Annotated in this window: 11 protein-coding genes; 4 read left to right on the forward strand and 7 right to left on the reverse strand. The window is 52.4% G+C overall.

What is annotated here, in order from left to right:
- Positions 1-68 precede the first annotated feature (68 nt).
- Complete coding sequence (locus tag CFI03_RS12495) at positions 69-815, reverse strand: hypothetical protein (RefSeq protein ID WP_116393879.1); 747 nt, start codon at positions 813-815, stop codon at positions 69-71.
- A 317-nt stretch (positions 816-1,132) separates the two neighbouring features.
- On the opposite strand from CFI03_RS12495, the gene CFI03_RS12500 reads away from it, so the two are divergent.
- A complete protein-coding gene (locus CFI03_RS12500) occupies positions 1,133-2,197 on the forward strand; it encodes a CotH kinase family protein (protein ID WP_116393880.1) in 1,065 nt (354 codons plus the stop codon).
- A gap of 28 nt (positions 2,198-2,225) precedes the next feature.
- Here CFI03_RS12500 and cysK read toward each other — a convergent pair whose 3' ends face one another.
- The 5 genes from cysK to CFI03_RS12525 all read right to left on the reverse strand — a co-directional run bounded on the left by cysK (position 2,226) and on the right by CFI03_RS12525 (position 8,308).
- Positions 2,226-3,143, reverse strand: coding sequence for a cysteine synthase A (gene cysK, locus CFI03_RS12505; RefSeq protein ID WP_116393881.1), 918 nt, complete (start codon positions 3,141-3,143; stop codon positions 2,226-2,228).
- Positions 3,144-3,352: 209 nt separating this feature from the next.
- Positions 3,353-4,642: an MFS transporter gene (locus CFI03_RS12510; protein WP_116393882.1), complete on the reverse strand. Its 1,290-nt coding sequence runs from the start codon at positions 4,640-4,642 to the stop codon at positions 3,353-3,355.
- 71 nt (positions 4,643-4,713) lie between these two features.
- Positions 4,714-5,223, reverse strand: a complete 510-nt coding sequence (locus CFI03_RS12515; RefSeq protein ID WP_116393883.1) for a hypothetical protein — start codon at positions 5,221-5,223, stop codon at positions 4,714-4,716.
- A 238-nt stretch (positions 5,224-5,461) separates the two neighbouring features.
- The gene (locus CFI03_RS12520; protein ID WP_116393884.1) at positions 5,462-5,884 is read right to left on the reverse strand and encodes a DUF350 domain-containing protein; all 423 of its coding nucleotides are present in this window, start codon (positions 5,882-5,884) and stop codon (positions 5,462-5,464) included.
- A gap of 51 nt (positions 5,885-5,935) precedes the next feature.
- Entirely contained in the window at positions 5,936-8,308 is a 2,373-nt protein-coding gene (locus CFI03_RS12525; protein WP_116393885.1) for an endonuclease MutS2, read from the reverse strand.
- 153 nt (positions 8,309-8,461) lie between these two features.
- Here CFI03_RS12525 and CFI03_RS12530 point away from each other — a divergent pair, with 153 nt between their 5' ends.
- The 3 genes from CFI03_RS12530 (at position 8,462) to CFI03_RS12540 (ending at position 10,236) form a co-directional block, all read left to right on the forward strand.
- Positions 8,462-8,830: a phage holin family protein gene (locus tag CFI03_RS12530; protein ID WP_116393886.1), complete on the forward strand. Its 369-nt coding sequence runs from the start codon at positions 8,462-8,464 to the stop codon at positions 8,828-8,830.
- A gap of 155 nt (positions 8,831-8,985) precedes the next feature.
- The gene (locus tag CFI03_RS12535; RefSeq protein ID WP_015843009.1) at positions 8,986-9,354 is read left to right on the forward strand and encodes a cupredoxin domain-containing protein; all 369 of its coding nucleotides are present in this window, start codon (positions 8,986-8,988) and stop codon (positions 9,352-9,354) included.
- Positions 9,355-9,555: 201 nt separating this feature from the next.
- Positions 9,556-10,236 (forward strand): SDR family NAD(P)-dependent oxidoreductase, encoded by a 681-nt coding sequence (locus CFI03_RS12540; RefSeq protein ID WP_116393887.1) that lies wholly within the window; start codon positions 9,556-9,558, stop codon positions 10,234-10,236.
- A gap of 430 nt (positions 10,237-10,666) precedes the next feature.
- Here CFI03_RS12540 and CFI03_RS12545 read toward each other — a convergent pair whose 3' ends face one another.
- Positions 10,667-14,494, reverse strand: a complete 3,828-nt coding sequence (locus CFI03_RS12545) for a hypothetical protein (RefSeq protein ID WP_116393888.1) — start codon at positions 14,492-14,494, stop codon at positions 10,667-10,669.
- Positions 14,495-14,650: the final 156 nt, after the last annotated feature.

Genomic DNA, 14,650 nt, shown 5'->3' on the forward strand with positions numbered 1-14,650 from the left:
CCTTTTCAAAAGCTTCATCTATTAAGGAAGCCGGACACTAAAGTAAATGCCCGGCTTCTATCTATCGATTAGCCTTTTTTCGAGCGGTTGCTGCTACCGGATTTTTTCGATTTGTTGCCTGTCGACTGCCCTTGAGCTTGAGCACCGGTACGGTTGCCCGATTTGTTGCCGCCGGATTTGTTGTTGTTTTTATTGCCCGATTTGTTGTTGTTTTTGTTGCCGCCGGATTTGTTACCGCCTTGGTTGCCGCCTTGGTTGCCGCCTTGGTTGCCGCCGCTCTTGTTGCCGCCGGATTTGCCGCCGAGTTTTTTGATTGTTTTGATGTGGTCAACCAGGAGATAAACAACTTGATTATTTGCTGCTACAACGAGTGCTGTGTTGCCTTGTACTTCAGCGAGGAAGCCTTCTACCTTTTCCGGTCCGCCCCAGTTGATTTGCACGAATTCTTTCGTTAAAGCATTAATAACGCCTCTGAAGTTGTTCGCGTTGATATAATCAGCGCTAGTACCGCCGCTTTTGCTTGTAGCAAATCCTGTTACGCTTTTAACATGGCTGAGGTCAACGTATACAACGCCTTCTCTTGTCGAAAGAACCAGGTAATCGTTTTTAACTGCGAGCAGTTTGCCTTCCAGAGATTCCGGACCGCCACGGTTGATTCTGACAGTTTCTCCTACCAAGTTTCTTAGTTCAGTGTTGCCTGTTCCTGTGTTTCCTGTTCCTGTGCTTTTGCCATTGCTTCTGTGGCTTTTGTGACTCTTGTGCCATTGGTGTCCGCCGCTGTTGTTGCTACCTTGCTGCCAATTGCATCCGTACATGTAATAAATCCCTCCGATAACTTTCTCTTAATAGATTTACAACCGTGCCATCCAATTGACCTTCTACCACTAATAGGCTGAACTTCCTGGTGTTTCGCTATCTAGTCATCTACCATTGGTGACGGTTTGTAATATATTTATATGTAACCCGTATAGGAGAGGTACTAGATTAGTAACCATTTATGCGGACAAAAAGAAGAAATAAACAATTTCATCACTTGCGGGTGTCATTCTCCCCCTTTCCCGAATACCGTAAATAAGCACAGGAGCCTATCGGCCACGATAGGCTTTGACTTCGGTCTTAAGGGGTGAAGCCCGTGGCACAGCTGCCTATACGTAAAATTGAAATTGACGAGGATGATCTGTGGGATCTGAAGAACAATCCTTGGAGCAAATCGTTTAAACCCATCCATATTGAAATAGATGGAAAAAGCTATTCGGGGACTTGCGGCATTCGGGGCGGCCATACGCGCAATTACACGAAAAAATCGTTCGAGATCAGGCTAGACGGGGGCAAAACGCTGCACTGGAACGCGGAATTCGACGATCCCTCCATGATCCGCAACGCCTTATCCTTTCAGTTTTTCAACCTCATTGGAGTGCCGTCCCCGGAAACCCAGCATATCTCCGTCGAGATTAACGGTTATGAGCAAGGGGTTTATTTGGAGATTGAGGCGGTGGACCGGCGGTTCTTTAGAAAAAGAGGCATCGGTTATACCTCCTTGATCTATGCCGTTAATGACAGCGCGGATTTCAGTCTTGTCGATCAGAATACAAATGCCAAAAAAGACTCGCTGTTTGACGGATATGAAATCGTGAACGGACAAACAAACACAAAATACCGGCTGGTCCGTTTCATTCGCAATATCAACTCCCTCTCTAGCAAACAGTTGAGCGTCTATACGGCCAAACGGCTGGATATCAATCAATATTTATTGTGGCTGGCCGGAGCGGTTCTTACCGGCAACTACGACGGCTTTGATCAGAACTATGCCCTCTATGAGCATAAGAAAACAAGCAAATATCGAATTATTCCTTGGGATTACGAGGGAACCTGGGGGAGAAACTGCTACGGGAAGCCATGCGGCAGCGATCTTGTAAGGCTGCAAGGCTATAATAGTCTGACCGGCAAGCTGTTTAAATTCTCTTCCTGCCGCCAAAAATACCGCGCAATCCTGCATAGACTATTAAAAACAGCCTTTACCGTTGAGCGGATCGATCCTATGATTACCCGCTTATACAAAGAGATCACGCCGGCAATCCGTGATGATTTTACCCGCAAAAGCAGCTACGACACGTTTCTCGACGAGCCTTCTTTTATACTCGATTATGTAAGAGAACGCCGCGGACTTATTAAAGAAGCCCTTAAAGCTTGGAAATAAGCTTTAAGGGCTTTCTTTTCGGACTCTTTTAAAATAGATTCATGCTTAAATACCGCTCGCCGGTATCCGGTGCGATGCATAAAACACGCTTGCCCTCTCCAAGCTTCTTTGCAACCTGCATAGCCGCCCAAACGGAAGCGCCGGAGGACGGTCCCAGCAGCAACCCTTCAAGACGCGCAAGGTCTCTCATCGTCCTAATGGCATCTTCATCGGCTACCTGAATAATCTCGTCATAAACTTCCGTGTTCAGGATCGCGGGTACAAATCCGGGACTTGTGCCAACCAGCTTATGAGGACCGGGCTGGCCTCCCGACAGAACGGGAGAACCGGCAGGTTCGACAACCGCGATATGTATATGAGGCAATGAGGCCTTCAGCGTCTCCCCGGTGCCGGTAATGGTCCCACCCGTTCCGGCAGTCGCAACGAAGGCATCAAGCTTGCCGCCCGTTTGCTCCAGGATCTCTACCGCGGTTGTAGTCCGGTGGATGTCCGGGTTGGCATGGTTCTCGAACTGGTTCGGAATAAAGCTGCCCGGTATTTCGGCTTGCAGCTCCAGCGCCTTGCGGATGGCTCCCGGCATTCTTTCCGCGGCCGGGGTTAAAACAACGTCCGCCCCGTATGCCTGAAGCAGCTTGATTCGCTCCGCCGACATATTGTCCGGCATGATCAGGATAAGCTTGTAGCCCTTGGCAGCCGCATTCATCGCCAGACCAATACCGGTGTTGCCGCTGGTCGGCTCGATAATGGTACTGCCCGGGGAGATTAAACCTTGACGCTCGGCCGCTTCGATAAGAGCCGACGCGGCGCGGTCTTTCACGCTGCCGCTCGGATTGAACCGCTCCAGCTTAACGCACACTTCCGCGCTTCCCGGTTGAATAAGACGGTTAAGTTTGATGACGGGCGTTTCGCCGATGAGGTCGATGATGGTGGACACAATTCGTGGCATAAATTCTCCTTTTCGTGTTCGTTAAAAAACTGGCAGCCGTGGCGTATGGCTACGCAAAACTATTAGATTCCGATCGCTGTTGCCCTCGAATTTCTTCATTTCAAACCGCTTTAGCGGTTGAAATTCGGGGGCAAAGGCGAACGCTAACGCTTCTCCATTCTAATAGTTTTGCTTCGCACAAACGGCTTAACAGTTATTTTAAAAAGCACTTAACGAAATTTATTGTTGGCCGAAAGGAACGGCCGGATAAAAAACCATCCGGCGATTGGAACGATACCAACACAAAACATAAGGGTAACGATAGCCGCCGGCGTCTGCGTCTGGGATACGACAACCAGATAAGCGGCTAGACCGATGACACGGCCTATAATGAGGCCGGCCTCGCGGAGAACGATTAACTCTTCGCGATTAACGGCGCTTTCCTCGGAGTGGCCGATCAGGTCGAACACCCGGGATGTCATCGGAATAATGTACAACGGTATAAACAAGGAAGTGCCTATGCCGAAGATCAGCAATGTACTATAGGTGACTTTATAGAACAACGGAAGAATGATCAGACCAATCATGATCGTACCTGCCAGCATCGCGATTCTGCGGTTGCTCGGTTTGAGGCGCTTGCCGACAAACCAGAAGCTGATGAGGGCAACAAGGGAAGTAATCAGCGAGAAATTACCCAATTTTCCTTCGTTTTTAGTTGCGATATAGATGACAAGTCCGATCAGGAACATAAAGACGCCTTCGCGAACGCCTTGAGCGACGATAGCACCAAACATCCGCCGCCATGGACTTCCCTTTTCTTTCAGTTCTTGAAGTCCAAGGAACCATTTGTACTTCTCTCCAATAACGCCGCGGTTCTTCAGCCAGAAGCTGCCGACAACGGCCAGACCAAAGATAACAAGGGAAATCGTGAAAATAAGCTTGTAACCGCGCTCGCCATGCAGCGTCGTAATCAGGAAACCCGACACCCATGGGGCGATAATCCCCGACAATGATCCTAATATGCCTGCTATTCCATTAAACCGGTCGCGGTTATCCGGCTCGGTAATTTCGAAATAAACCACATTATAAGCCATCCAATAAAAGCCTAATGCCATACCGCTTAGCATGCCGAGAGGTATGCTGTAAGTTTTGGCCTGCTGGCCCAGCATGAGTACCATAAAATAAAACGCCCCCGACAGCACGATGCCAAGACGGAGGCTGTACATTTTATGATGTTCCTTCACCCATTTGCCTGCCAGCCAAAAGATGATGCCGCTTGTTATGTATTGTCCAAGCGTGTACCAGCCAATTAGCATAAAGGACTGGCTTGCTTTCCAGAGATAGACCGGGATGAACGTTCCGGATAGTGCGCTTGCTACGCCAAACAGACCTTGTACCGTCAGCAGCAGGATGGCCTGCGCATCCATCGCCCCGCTGTGGCGTGAACCCGGGACAACGCGGCCGACTGATCTGCCAGGCATACGCCCGCCTGTCTTAACGCCATGATGACTCTGCTTCAATCCGATTCCTCCTAACAGTGATGTTCCGTTAGGTTTCCCAATTAAACAGGCCGCATGCCGTATTCCAGTAATTACTCTTTTGGCGCAAGCAGCTCCAGCATCTGGATCCGGGCTTTCTCGCTTAGAACCGTCGAAGTCTGGAAGCAAGACGGACAGATATAAGTTACGGTCTCAAACGGCGATTGGATAACGGGTTTACCGGTTACGGCATGCACCGTTGGCTGAAGCGATACCGTTTGTTTACCCGCCTCCAGCATATATTCACGACAAGAAGGACATTCCGGCGCTTCTTCCTGATTGTCCGTCATTTGACGGATCGTTTCTTCGGCAGCAAGCCAGGAAACATTCATTTGACGGAAGCCTTCGTTGGATTCATCGTTAAAGGAATCATCCTGCTTTTGCTCTTCCTGCCCCTCGTCCCAGTTATCGTCCTGCTCGTCTTCATCGCGGTCGATCCCGATCTGCATCGTACGGTAGCCGCTTAGTTCATTCTCGCAATGCGGACAATGCTTCTCCGGCCCAATCTCTTCATCCCATACGATTTCGGTATCGCACCATGGGCAAATTGTTTGCTCTTCCATTCCAAAACCCTCCACAAGCTTAATTGTTCAAAATATAGATAACGCCTAATCCAAAAAATATAATTGCAATCGCGAGTAAAATTCCCCATAAATACTTCATGACTGCCCTCCTACAAAGAATTGCGAAGCAATTCTTACTTCGAAAGCATACGCTTAAAGAATTGCGAAGCAATTCTTACTTCGAAAGCATAAGCTTAAAGAATTGCAGAGCAATTCTTATTACGCAAGCCTATGCCGCTTACAATATAACCGTTGCTCCGATAACATAAGACAAAGAAATGGAAATAATCATGGCAATAAATCCTACCGCCCGGTTATCCTTAGCGATTTCGTCATCGATCTTGAACACCGGCGTAAGAAACTCAAACAAGAAATAGGCGGCAAGCAATATGATAAAGCCGAATATCCCCCAGATCAAACTTTCGTACACGGAAACTTTCGCTTCAATGGAAAACCTGAAAATATTGCATATCCCGAATATTTTCCCGCTTGTCGCCATAGCTACCGCTACGTTGCCGTTCTTGATTTCCTTCCAGCAATTATAACGGGTCACAAGCTCAAACACGGACAAAAAGACGATAAGCGACAGGACAACCAGCGATACATAAACGAGAGATGCCGCATAAGAATTGCTGAGCAAACGATCGACTTCATTACCCATCCTTATCACTCCCAAAGGCTTGCTTGCCGTGCCGCAAGCTTAACGGCGAAGCTATTTCAGCTCCGCCACGGTTACGCCTGCGCCGCCTTCGCCGTATTTTCCGAGACGATACGCCTTCACAAGACTATGCTTGCGCAAATATTGTTGGATTCCCGCACGCAATACGCCGGTACCCATGCCATGGATGATATATACTTGACCAAGCCCGCCCAAATACGACTCGTCGAGGAAACGATCCACTTCAATAATAGCTTCCTCCAGATTCGCCCCGCGCAGATCCAGCTCCATGCGGAGGCTATCTTCCTTGGAACGCTTCAGGCTTGCCGTCTGCTTAGGCTGCTGCTGCTTGTTGAGCTGCGCCACCGGCTTAATCAGCTCGAGATCATCAAGCGCGACCTTCATCTTCAGAATGCCAAGCTGAACGGTAGCATCCGATGCGCCTATCTCTACAACGATACCCTTTTGATTAAGGCTGTAGACCATAACCTCATCGCCGGCTCCGATCTTCGCCGGCTTCTTCGCTCCGCCGCCTGCCGGACGCTTCTTCTTCGTGGCAAGCTCCGGTGCCGCTTCTTCCAGTCTGCGCTTCGCTTCAATCAGCTTATGCTCCTTGACGGAAGCGCCTTCCTCCAGAGCCAGCTTGCGAAGATCCGCGATAATCTGATCCGCTTCGCGTCTGGCCTTTGCAACTGCCTCATGCGCTTCTTCCTGCGCCTTCTGCAGCATTTTGTCGCGCTGCTCCTCGAAGCGCTCCAGCTCCGCTTCGTGGCGTTTGCGCTGCGCTTCCATCTCGCGCCGCATCGACTCTGCCGTATTACGCTCCGATTCCGCGCTTAGACGATCTTCCTCCAGAGAGGCAATCATGTTCTCAACGCGTTGATCCTCTTCGCTGACCTCGCCCTTGGCATGATCGATAATCGCCTGGCTGAGACCCAGCCTCTCCGCAATGGCAAACGCATTGCTTCGTCCCGGAACGCCAACAAGAAGGCGGTAAGTCGGGCTTAGCGTTGCAACGTCGAACTCCATGCTTGCGTTAATGACGCCTTTGCGGTTATAAGCATAAGCCTTAAGCTCGCTATAATGCGTAGTCGCAATAATGCGGCTGTCGAGCTTATGGATATGCTCCAGAATGGCAATCGCAAGCGCCGAGCCTTCGGCCGGGTCCGTTCCCGCACCAAGCTCATCGAGCAGTACAAGGCTCTTGGACGTCATGGATTCCAGAATCCGGATAATATTCGTCATATGGCTGGAGAAGGTACTAAGGCTTTGCTCGATGCTCTGCTCATCGCCGATATCGGCATAAATGGAGTCAAACACGCAAAGCTGGCTTCCTTCTTCAGCCGGTACAAACAAACCGGACATCGCCATCAGGCTGAGCAGACCCACGGTCTTTAGGGATACCGTTTTACCGCCCGTATTCGGACCGGTAACGATAATGGCCGTAAACTGATTGCCAAGCTCCACATCAAGCGGCACAACTTTGTCCGGAGCGATCAACGGATGGCGCCCGCGTTTGATTTTGAGGAAGCCCCTGTCGTTCATGCGCGGCAAAGTCGCTTTCATTTCATGGGCAAGCCGCGCCTTGGCATAGGCAAAGTCCAGCTTTCCTAGCAGATCCTGGTTATAAAGCAGGTCCTCTACATGCTCTGCCGCGCGGGCCGTCAGCTTTTGCAGGATTTTCTCGATTTCGCGAAGCTCCGCGGCTTTGGTCTCCCGCAGCTTGTTATTCATCGATACAATAGCTTCCGGCTCAATAAACAGGGTAGCGCCGGAACCGGACTGGTCGTGGACAATCCCGCCAAAATGCGAACGGTACTCCTGCTTAACCGGTATGACGTAACGATCATTCCGAAGCGTAATAATGGAATCCTGCAGCATCTTCTGCACCGAAGACGAACGGATCATCTGTTCCAGCTTCTCCCGGATCCGCGACTCTCCGCTCCGCAGCTCGCGGCGGATGGACGCAAGTTCAGGGCTCGCGCTGTCCACGACTTCCGCCTGGTCATCGATGCAGTCAAAGACGGCATCCTCCAGCGGCTTGTGCTCGGATAATTGCTCAGACAGCTGGAACAAAAGCGGAATCGGATCATCCTCATGCAGATTGTCGATATGCTTCTTGACCCGGCGTGCGCCTCTAGCCGTTGCCGCGATATCCAACAGCTCGGCGGGGTTCAGGGTTCCTCCGATTCTTGCGCGATGAAGGGAAGCGCTGATGTCCACAACGCCTCCAAACGGTGCATTACCCTTCAGTCTGTCCGCTTTGTACGCTTCATCGGTCGTCTGCAGCATATGCTTGACGTCTTCCAGATCGGAGACCGGAGCAAGCTGCCCCGACACGTTTTTCCCTAGCGATGTAGCGGCATGATGCACTAATTTATTCGTAATTTTATGAAATTCCAAAGTGGATAAAATTTTGCTGTCCAAGTGAACACTCCTCTCGCCCTTATATTATAGCTGATCGGGGTTTAGGATGCACGACATCACCGCTTGATTCATACATGTTTCCCTGATTAATGGTCATAATAAGGGAGGAAACGCACCATACTTAGGCTAACCTAACATGAGGAGGCTAATGATATGAGTTTTCTTGGTCATGTTGTCCGTTTTATCGTTGCAGCCATCGTTCTGATGGTAGTCGGCTGGATCGTTCCGCAATTCAGTGTCGGCGGCTTCTGGAGCGCCCTCCTGCTGGCGCTTGTTATCGCGGCGCTGGGCTGGATCATTGAAGGTATTTTCGGCAAAAAAGTTACCCCGTTTGGACGCGGTATCGTTGGCTTTATCGCCAGCGCGGCTGTCATCTGGATTGCACAGTTTATCGTGGGCGGCGTATCCGTCACTTGGCTTGGCGCAATCTTAGCCGCTCTCGTTATCGGGATTATCGACTTGTTCATTCCGGTCAGCACCCCGTACGAAGCAGGCAGAAGCGATTACCGCAACCGCGACTAGCAGTAAATAAGCTTTGAAGCCCTTGTCCTGTCGGAAACGATGGACAGGGGCTTTTTCATTTGTCACGGGACTGTCACTGCAAATTGGATGCGGATAAGCTACAATAGGAAAAGAATTGAAGTTTGTATGCTTTTGGCTATGAAAGGGGTATGAAGATGAAGAAATGGCTCATATTTGCATCCGTGCTTTGCCTTGTGTTTGTCGTTGCTGCCTGCGGCTCCAACAGCAAGAGCAATAACTCCGGATCAGACGCGGCAAGCTCTACGGTTGCGGACGTTGTGATTAAAGCGAGCAGCTGGGAATTCGATCAGCCGGAATACCATATCAAAAAAGGTCAGACCATTAAGCTCGAGCTCATCGATGGCGTTCACGGCGTCGAGATTGAGAAGACAAACGTGAAGCTGACTCAGAATAAAGCAAAAACCATCACGCTTGATGCCGGCGAATACGAAATCAAATGCAACATTCCTTGCGGCGGCGGACATTCGAAAATGTCGGCCAAGCTTATTGTTGAAGCTGCCTAAGCCTTATTACCGCAAAGACCTCTTTATTTTGAAGAGGTCTTTTTTTCTTTCCGCGACATGCCTGCTTGCCAGCCTACATATGAATTATAATGATTCCTTTACAAAAGGGTAAGAAAGACTGATGCTATGAACTCTTCCCCTACCGCCTTCCGGTCTGATAAGATGATTCATAAATTATTCTTTTGAGGAGGGGTATGATCCATGAGCTTATTAAACGGACGGATTGCCGTCGTAAGCGGTGCAGGTTCGGGACTCGGAAGAGCAGCTTCCCTGTCGTTCGCGAAAGAAGGAGGCGAGGTTGCTTTGTTAGGCCGCCGTGAAAGCAAGCTGCAGGAGACAGCCGAGCTGATCAAACAGAATACGGGCCGCGAAGCGCTGATCATCCCTACCGACATTACGCAGGAAAGCCAAATTCAATCCGCAGTCCAGCAGGTCATCGATCGATGGGGTTCCATCCATGTGTTATTAAATAATGCGGCCGTATTCGAGCCCGGTTCCGTGCTGGAATTAACCTCCGAGAATTGGCATGCGCAAGTGGCCACCAATTTGACAGGACCGTTTCTGCTTACAAAGGCCGTTCTGCCAACCATGCGCAAAAGCAAATACGGCCGCATTATTAATATAACCTCCGGCTTGTCCTGGAACGGAGCAGGCGGTTACGCCGCCTACAGCGCAGCGAAAGCCGGCCTGGAATCGCTGACCCGCACGCTCGCCGACGAGGAGCATGAGCACGGCATTCTTATTAACTTATACAATCCCGGTACGCTGCGTACCGAAATGCACGCCACCGGCAAAGATCCGGCGGTCGTCACCCCGGACCTCATCCGCTTGGCCAGCCTTCCGGTAGGCGGTCCTACCGGAACGATTGTCAGCTACGGATAACAACAGAGAAGAAGCCGCTCCAATGCTGTGACATTGGGGCGGCTTTTTCTTTGCGTCCGGTAATTCGGTGGTGCATCGTTAAGCTTGCCGGAAACGCCCGAACTTGCTTCGAATCGAGCCCCAGCAGCTCCCTTAACGATGCGGCGCATCGTTAAGCTCTTGCAAGGGCCATTTTCATTGCACCTTAACGATGTCCCGCATCTTTAAGCCTGCCGGAAACGTCCGAATTTGCTTTATATCGAGCACTAGCAGCCCCCTTAACGATGCGGCGCATCGTTAAGCTCTCGCAAAGGCTATTTTCACTATACCTTTAAGATGTCGCGCATCTTTAAGCCTGCCGGAAACGTCCCGATTCTTTTCCACCCCCTATGCCAATAGGCACAAAAGAGCCGCCTGCATTTTTAGCAGGCGGCTCTTTTGTTAGTACGGCTTAGCTGTGCTCGATCAGCTCAATCCATTCATTGTATTCCGTTTGAAGCTTGCGGTATTCGATTTCCAGCTTCTCATGCTTCACGCCAAGTACGCGGAGTTCCTCGCGGAGGGCTTCCGTTTCCCCGGAAGCATCCTGATGCTCAGCCGCCAATGCTTGTGCCTGTTCATCCAGCAATACCCGCAGATCCGCAGCTGCAGCCGCTTCTTTCCGTGCCGCTTCGAGCTCCTCAAGAAGAGACTTTTCTGCTGCTTCGGAGGCACGTTCCGATTCCGACAGACGCTCCGCTTCCTGCTTCGCTTGCTCCGCAAGCTGCTGCTCAGCCCGCAGTTTCTCGTTAAGCTCCTTGATCTGTTGCGAGGCAACCTCGATCTGCTGTACCGTAATCCGTTCGCGAGCAGCGGTATATTCCAGCTGCTCCAGAAGCTCGCTTTCACGTTTTGTTGAATCCGCGAGCTGTTCTTCTTTTTCAAGACTGCGCAGCTCCGACTCTTTCAGTAAAGACTCTAACTCTTCAATGCGAGAGCGCAGGCTATGCTGCTGCTCTTCCTGCTTCGCCAGAAGCTCGGAGTAACGATCTTCCGCTTCCGATAGACGCTCCTCGTAGCGTTGCTCATACAGCTGGCGCTGCTGCTCGAGTTTACGGTTATTCTCCTGTTCCCGTTCGTCCCACTCTGCCTTGAGCTCTTGCTGCTGGCGTTCCAACAGCTCGATTTGCTCCATGTATTGAAGCTCTAGCAATTCATTCTGATCGGTGAACTGCCGTTCGAGGGAACGAAGCTGCTCTTGATGACGCTGCTCCACCTCGGCAATTTGCTGCTCCTGCTGCTCTGCCATGGCGGCATTTTGCGCCTGCAACCGCTCTTCCAGCTCCCGATTCGTCGACTGAACGGCTTCCAGCTGCTGCTTCAGCTCATCGTATTGCTGCGCATAGCGTTCCTTCAATTCAAATTGCTGCTCGGCAAAACGCAGCTCAAGCTGCTCCTGCTGCTCTTGATACTTACGCTCCAGCTTGTGCTTGTCCTCTTCGTATTGAAGTTCCAGTTCAAGCTCTTTTTCTTCAAAAATAGCAGATGCTTCTGTCAGCTGACGCGCTTGTTCCTCAAGTCGGCGTTCCGCTTCGCTGTATCGATCCGCGTGAAGCTGCTCGACAACAGAGCGTTCCGCTTCGAATTGGCGCTGCTGCTTCACCATTTCATCCTGGAGAAGATCGAATTGCTCCTGCAATTGCTGCAGCTTCTCCGTTTGTTCCGCGGCAAGCACTTCAACGGCCGTCTGCAATTCCAGCTGCTTGGAAGCTTGCTGCTCCAACTGCCCGATTTTCTCTAGCGATATCGCATACTGCTGAGAAACTTCCTCCAGCTGTTCTTTTACCTCAGCGTATTGCTGATCAAGCTCCTTCGATTGCTGCTCCATCGTCCGGATAGAAGCACGCAGCGCTTCTTCCTGCTCCATCGCTTGCATCAGATGTTCATCCGCAGCCTCAAGACGAAGCTCGTGCAGCTGTTTATCCTGATTCCAAGCCTGCTCCAGCTCGGACAATTTCGTAAGAAGTTTGGTACGCTCTTCAATCCAGCCATTGCGGCGGCGTTCGAAATCAGCCTTCAGCGATTGTTCCAGCTGAGCTAGCTGCTCTTGCCACTGCTGCTCCTTCGACTGTATAAGCTCCAGCGTTTTTGCGCGTTCCTGCTCCAACTCTTCAGCAGCGATCACTTGAGCCAAGGCAAGCTCGTCTACGGCTTCCGCTACCTTCGCTCGCTCGCGTTCCAGTTCAAGTGCCGCTGCCGCCTGCTGTTCCAAGAGGGCTTGCGCCGATACAGAGCGTTCTTGTTCCAGCTGGGCGGACAAAGCTTCCGCTGCTCTAATACGTTCAACCTCAAGCTCTTCCGCGGCAAGCGTTTGGTTCAGCAACAGCTCTTCTGCCGCTTCAGCCGCTTTCGCGCGTTCGCGTTCGAGCTGTTCCGCAAGCACTGCGGCTTTAGCACGCTCCAGCTCCAATTCTTCCGCGGCATAGGCTTGAGCCAAGGCAAGCTCCTCCGCTGCCGCCGCTTGCTGTTCTGCTAGTGCTTGCGAAGCCCGAGCACGCTCGCGTTCTACTTGCTCGGCTAGTACGTCGGCAGCTTTCATACGCTCCTGCTCCAGTTCCTGTGCAGCTTGCGTCTGCGAAGCGGCCAACGCTTCCGCGGCTTTTGCTCGCTCGCGTTCCAGCTCCTCTGCTGCAAGAGCTTGCGCCAGCGCCAGTTCCTCTGCGGCTTCCGCGGCTCTCGCCCGTTCTTGCTCCAGCTCCCGTGCGGCCTGGGCCTGCAAAGCAGCCAATGCTTCCGCTGCTCCCGCGCGTTCGCGTTCCAGCTCTTCTGCTGCAAGAGCTTGCGCCAGCGCTAATTCTTCAGCGGCTTCTACCGCTCTCAGCCGCTCGCGCTCCAGCTCTTCCTCAGCCTTCGCCTGCTGCTCTGCTAGTGCTTGTGCAGCTGCCAGACGCTCTCGCTCTACTTGCTCAGCGAGCATTTCCAATGCTTTCGCACGCTCTTGCTCCAGCTTTTGTGCGGCCTGGGCCTGTAAAGCAGCCAAAGCTTCCGACGCTTTTGCGCGCTCGCGTTCCAGTTCTTCTTCGGCCAGGGATTGCGCCAAAATCAGCTCCTCCGCAGCTTCACTTGCTTTCGCACGCTCTTGCTCCAGTTCCTGCGCCGCCTGCGCCTGCTGCTCCGCCAAACTTGCCGCTGCTGCAGCGCGCTCGCGTTCCCGCTCTTCGGCCGCCAAAGCTTGCGCCAAGGCCCATTCCTCGGCTGCTTCAACGGCCCTTAACCGTTCACGCTCCAGCTCTTCGTTCAGCTTCGCCTGCTGCTCCGCCAAACTTGACGCTGCTCTCGCTCGTTCCCGCTCCAGCTGCTCTGCCAGCTCCTCCGCAGCCTTCGCGCGCTCGCGTTCGAGCTCCTCCGCCGCCAGCGCTTCGGCTAGCGCCAGCTCTTCCGTAGCTTCAGCCGCTCGCGCGCGTTCCCGCTCGAGCTCTTGCTCCGCTGCCGCCTGCTGCGCGGCTAACGCTTCCGCCGCTCGCGCGCGCTCCCGCTCCAGCTCCTGCGCCGCTGCCGCCTGCTGCTCCGCCAGCGCTTCCGCAGCCTTCGCGCGCTCGCGCTCCAGCTCCTCCGCGGCTAGCGCCTGCGCCAGCGCCAGCTCGTCCGCTGCCTCCGCCGCACGCGCGCGTTCCCGCTCGAGCTCTTGCTCCGCTGCAGCCCGCTGCGCGGCTAACGCTTCCGCCGCTCTCGCGCGCTCGCGCTCCAGCTCGGCCTCCGCTTTTGCCTGCGCAATTTCGAGCTCCCGCTCCAGCTGCTCCGCGGCAAGAGCTTGAACGCGCTCAATTTCCTCCGTCGCCTCCGCCTGGGCTAAAGCCAGCAGCTCGGCTGCTTCTTCCAGCCTCGCAGCCAGTTCTTCGGCAGCAGCCTCTTTCGCGGCGGCAAGCTCGGTATCATATTCTCCCCGCAGCTCTTCCAGCTCCGCCTTGGACTTCTGCTGAACAGCCGCAAGCTCCTCGCGCAGCGAAACCTCCAGCCGGCTGGCCTGCTCGAGCAAATCAACCAGCACAAGCCGCTTGGCCTCGGCGTCGTGCAGCGTATCGTTTTCGCGGCGAAGCCGGAAAACTTCCTCGGTCATCTGAACGGCTGCCAGAACGGCCAGCTTGGGCATATCGAGACGTGGATTGCCAATCGCCAGCTTTTTCATGGCGTCATCGATCGTGCCGGCTACCCGCTTTATATAATCAGCATTGTTATGACCTTTAAGCTTATATTGATGTCCGTATATATCAACTGTTACTACGGTTTGGTCAGCATCCATACTGGGTTATCCTCCTATTCAACGCCTCGCGTTTTTTTAAGTGCTACGCAAATCCAAACAATTTGCCTTCATCTATGTAACAAAAATCGATTGCGAAAGTTTCAAATATGTGAAAAAACTCATCTTTTGAACCCTTTTTAGCGCCTTTCAGCATAA

The organism is Paenibacillus sp. ATY16, from assembly GCF_003399985.2.
Lineage (GTDB): Bacteria > Bacillota > Bacilli > Paenibacillales > Paenibacillaceae > Pristimantibacillus > Pristimantibacillus glycanilyticus.

Bases quoted from the DNA above. Each gene is read 5' to 3' on its own strand.
- CFI03_RS12495 (WP_116393879.1), bottom strand. From the start codon at position 815: ATGTACGGATGCAATTGGCAGCAAGGTAGCAACAACAGCGGCGGACAC.
- cysK (WP_116393881.1), bottom strand. From the start codon at position 3,143: ATGCCACGAATTGTGTCCACCATCATCGACCTCATCGGCGAAACGCCC.
- CFI03_RS12515 (WP_116393883.1), bottom strand. From the start codon at position 5,223: ATGGAAGAGCAAACAATTTGCCCATGGTGCGATACCGAAATCGTATGG.
- CFI03_RS12520 (WP_116393884.1), bottom strand. From the start codon at position 5,884: ATGGGTAATGAAGTCGATCGTTTGCTCAGCAATTCTTATGCGGCATCT.
- CFI03_RS12530 (WP_116393886.1), top strand. From the start codon at position 8,462: ATGAGTTTTCTTGGTCATGTTGTCCGTTTTATCGTTGCAGCCATCGTT.
- CFI03_RS12535 (WP_015843009.1), top strand. From the start codon at position 8,986: ATGAAGAAATGGCTCATATTTGCATCCGTGCTTTGCCTTGTGTTTGTC.
- CFI03_RS12540 (WP_116393887.1), top strand. From the start codon at position 9,556: ATGAGCTTATTAAACGGACGGATTGCCGTCGTAAGCGGTGCAGGTTCG.
- CFI03_RS12545 (WP_116393888.1), bottom strand. From the start codon at position 14,494: ATGGATGCTGACCAAACCGTAGTAACAGTTGATATATACGGACATCAA.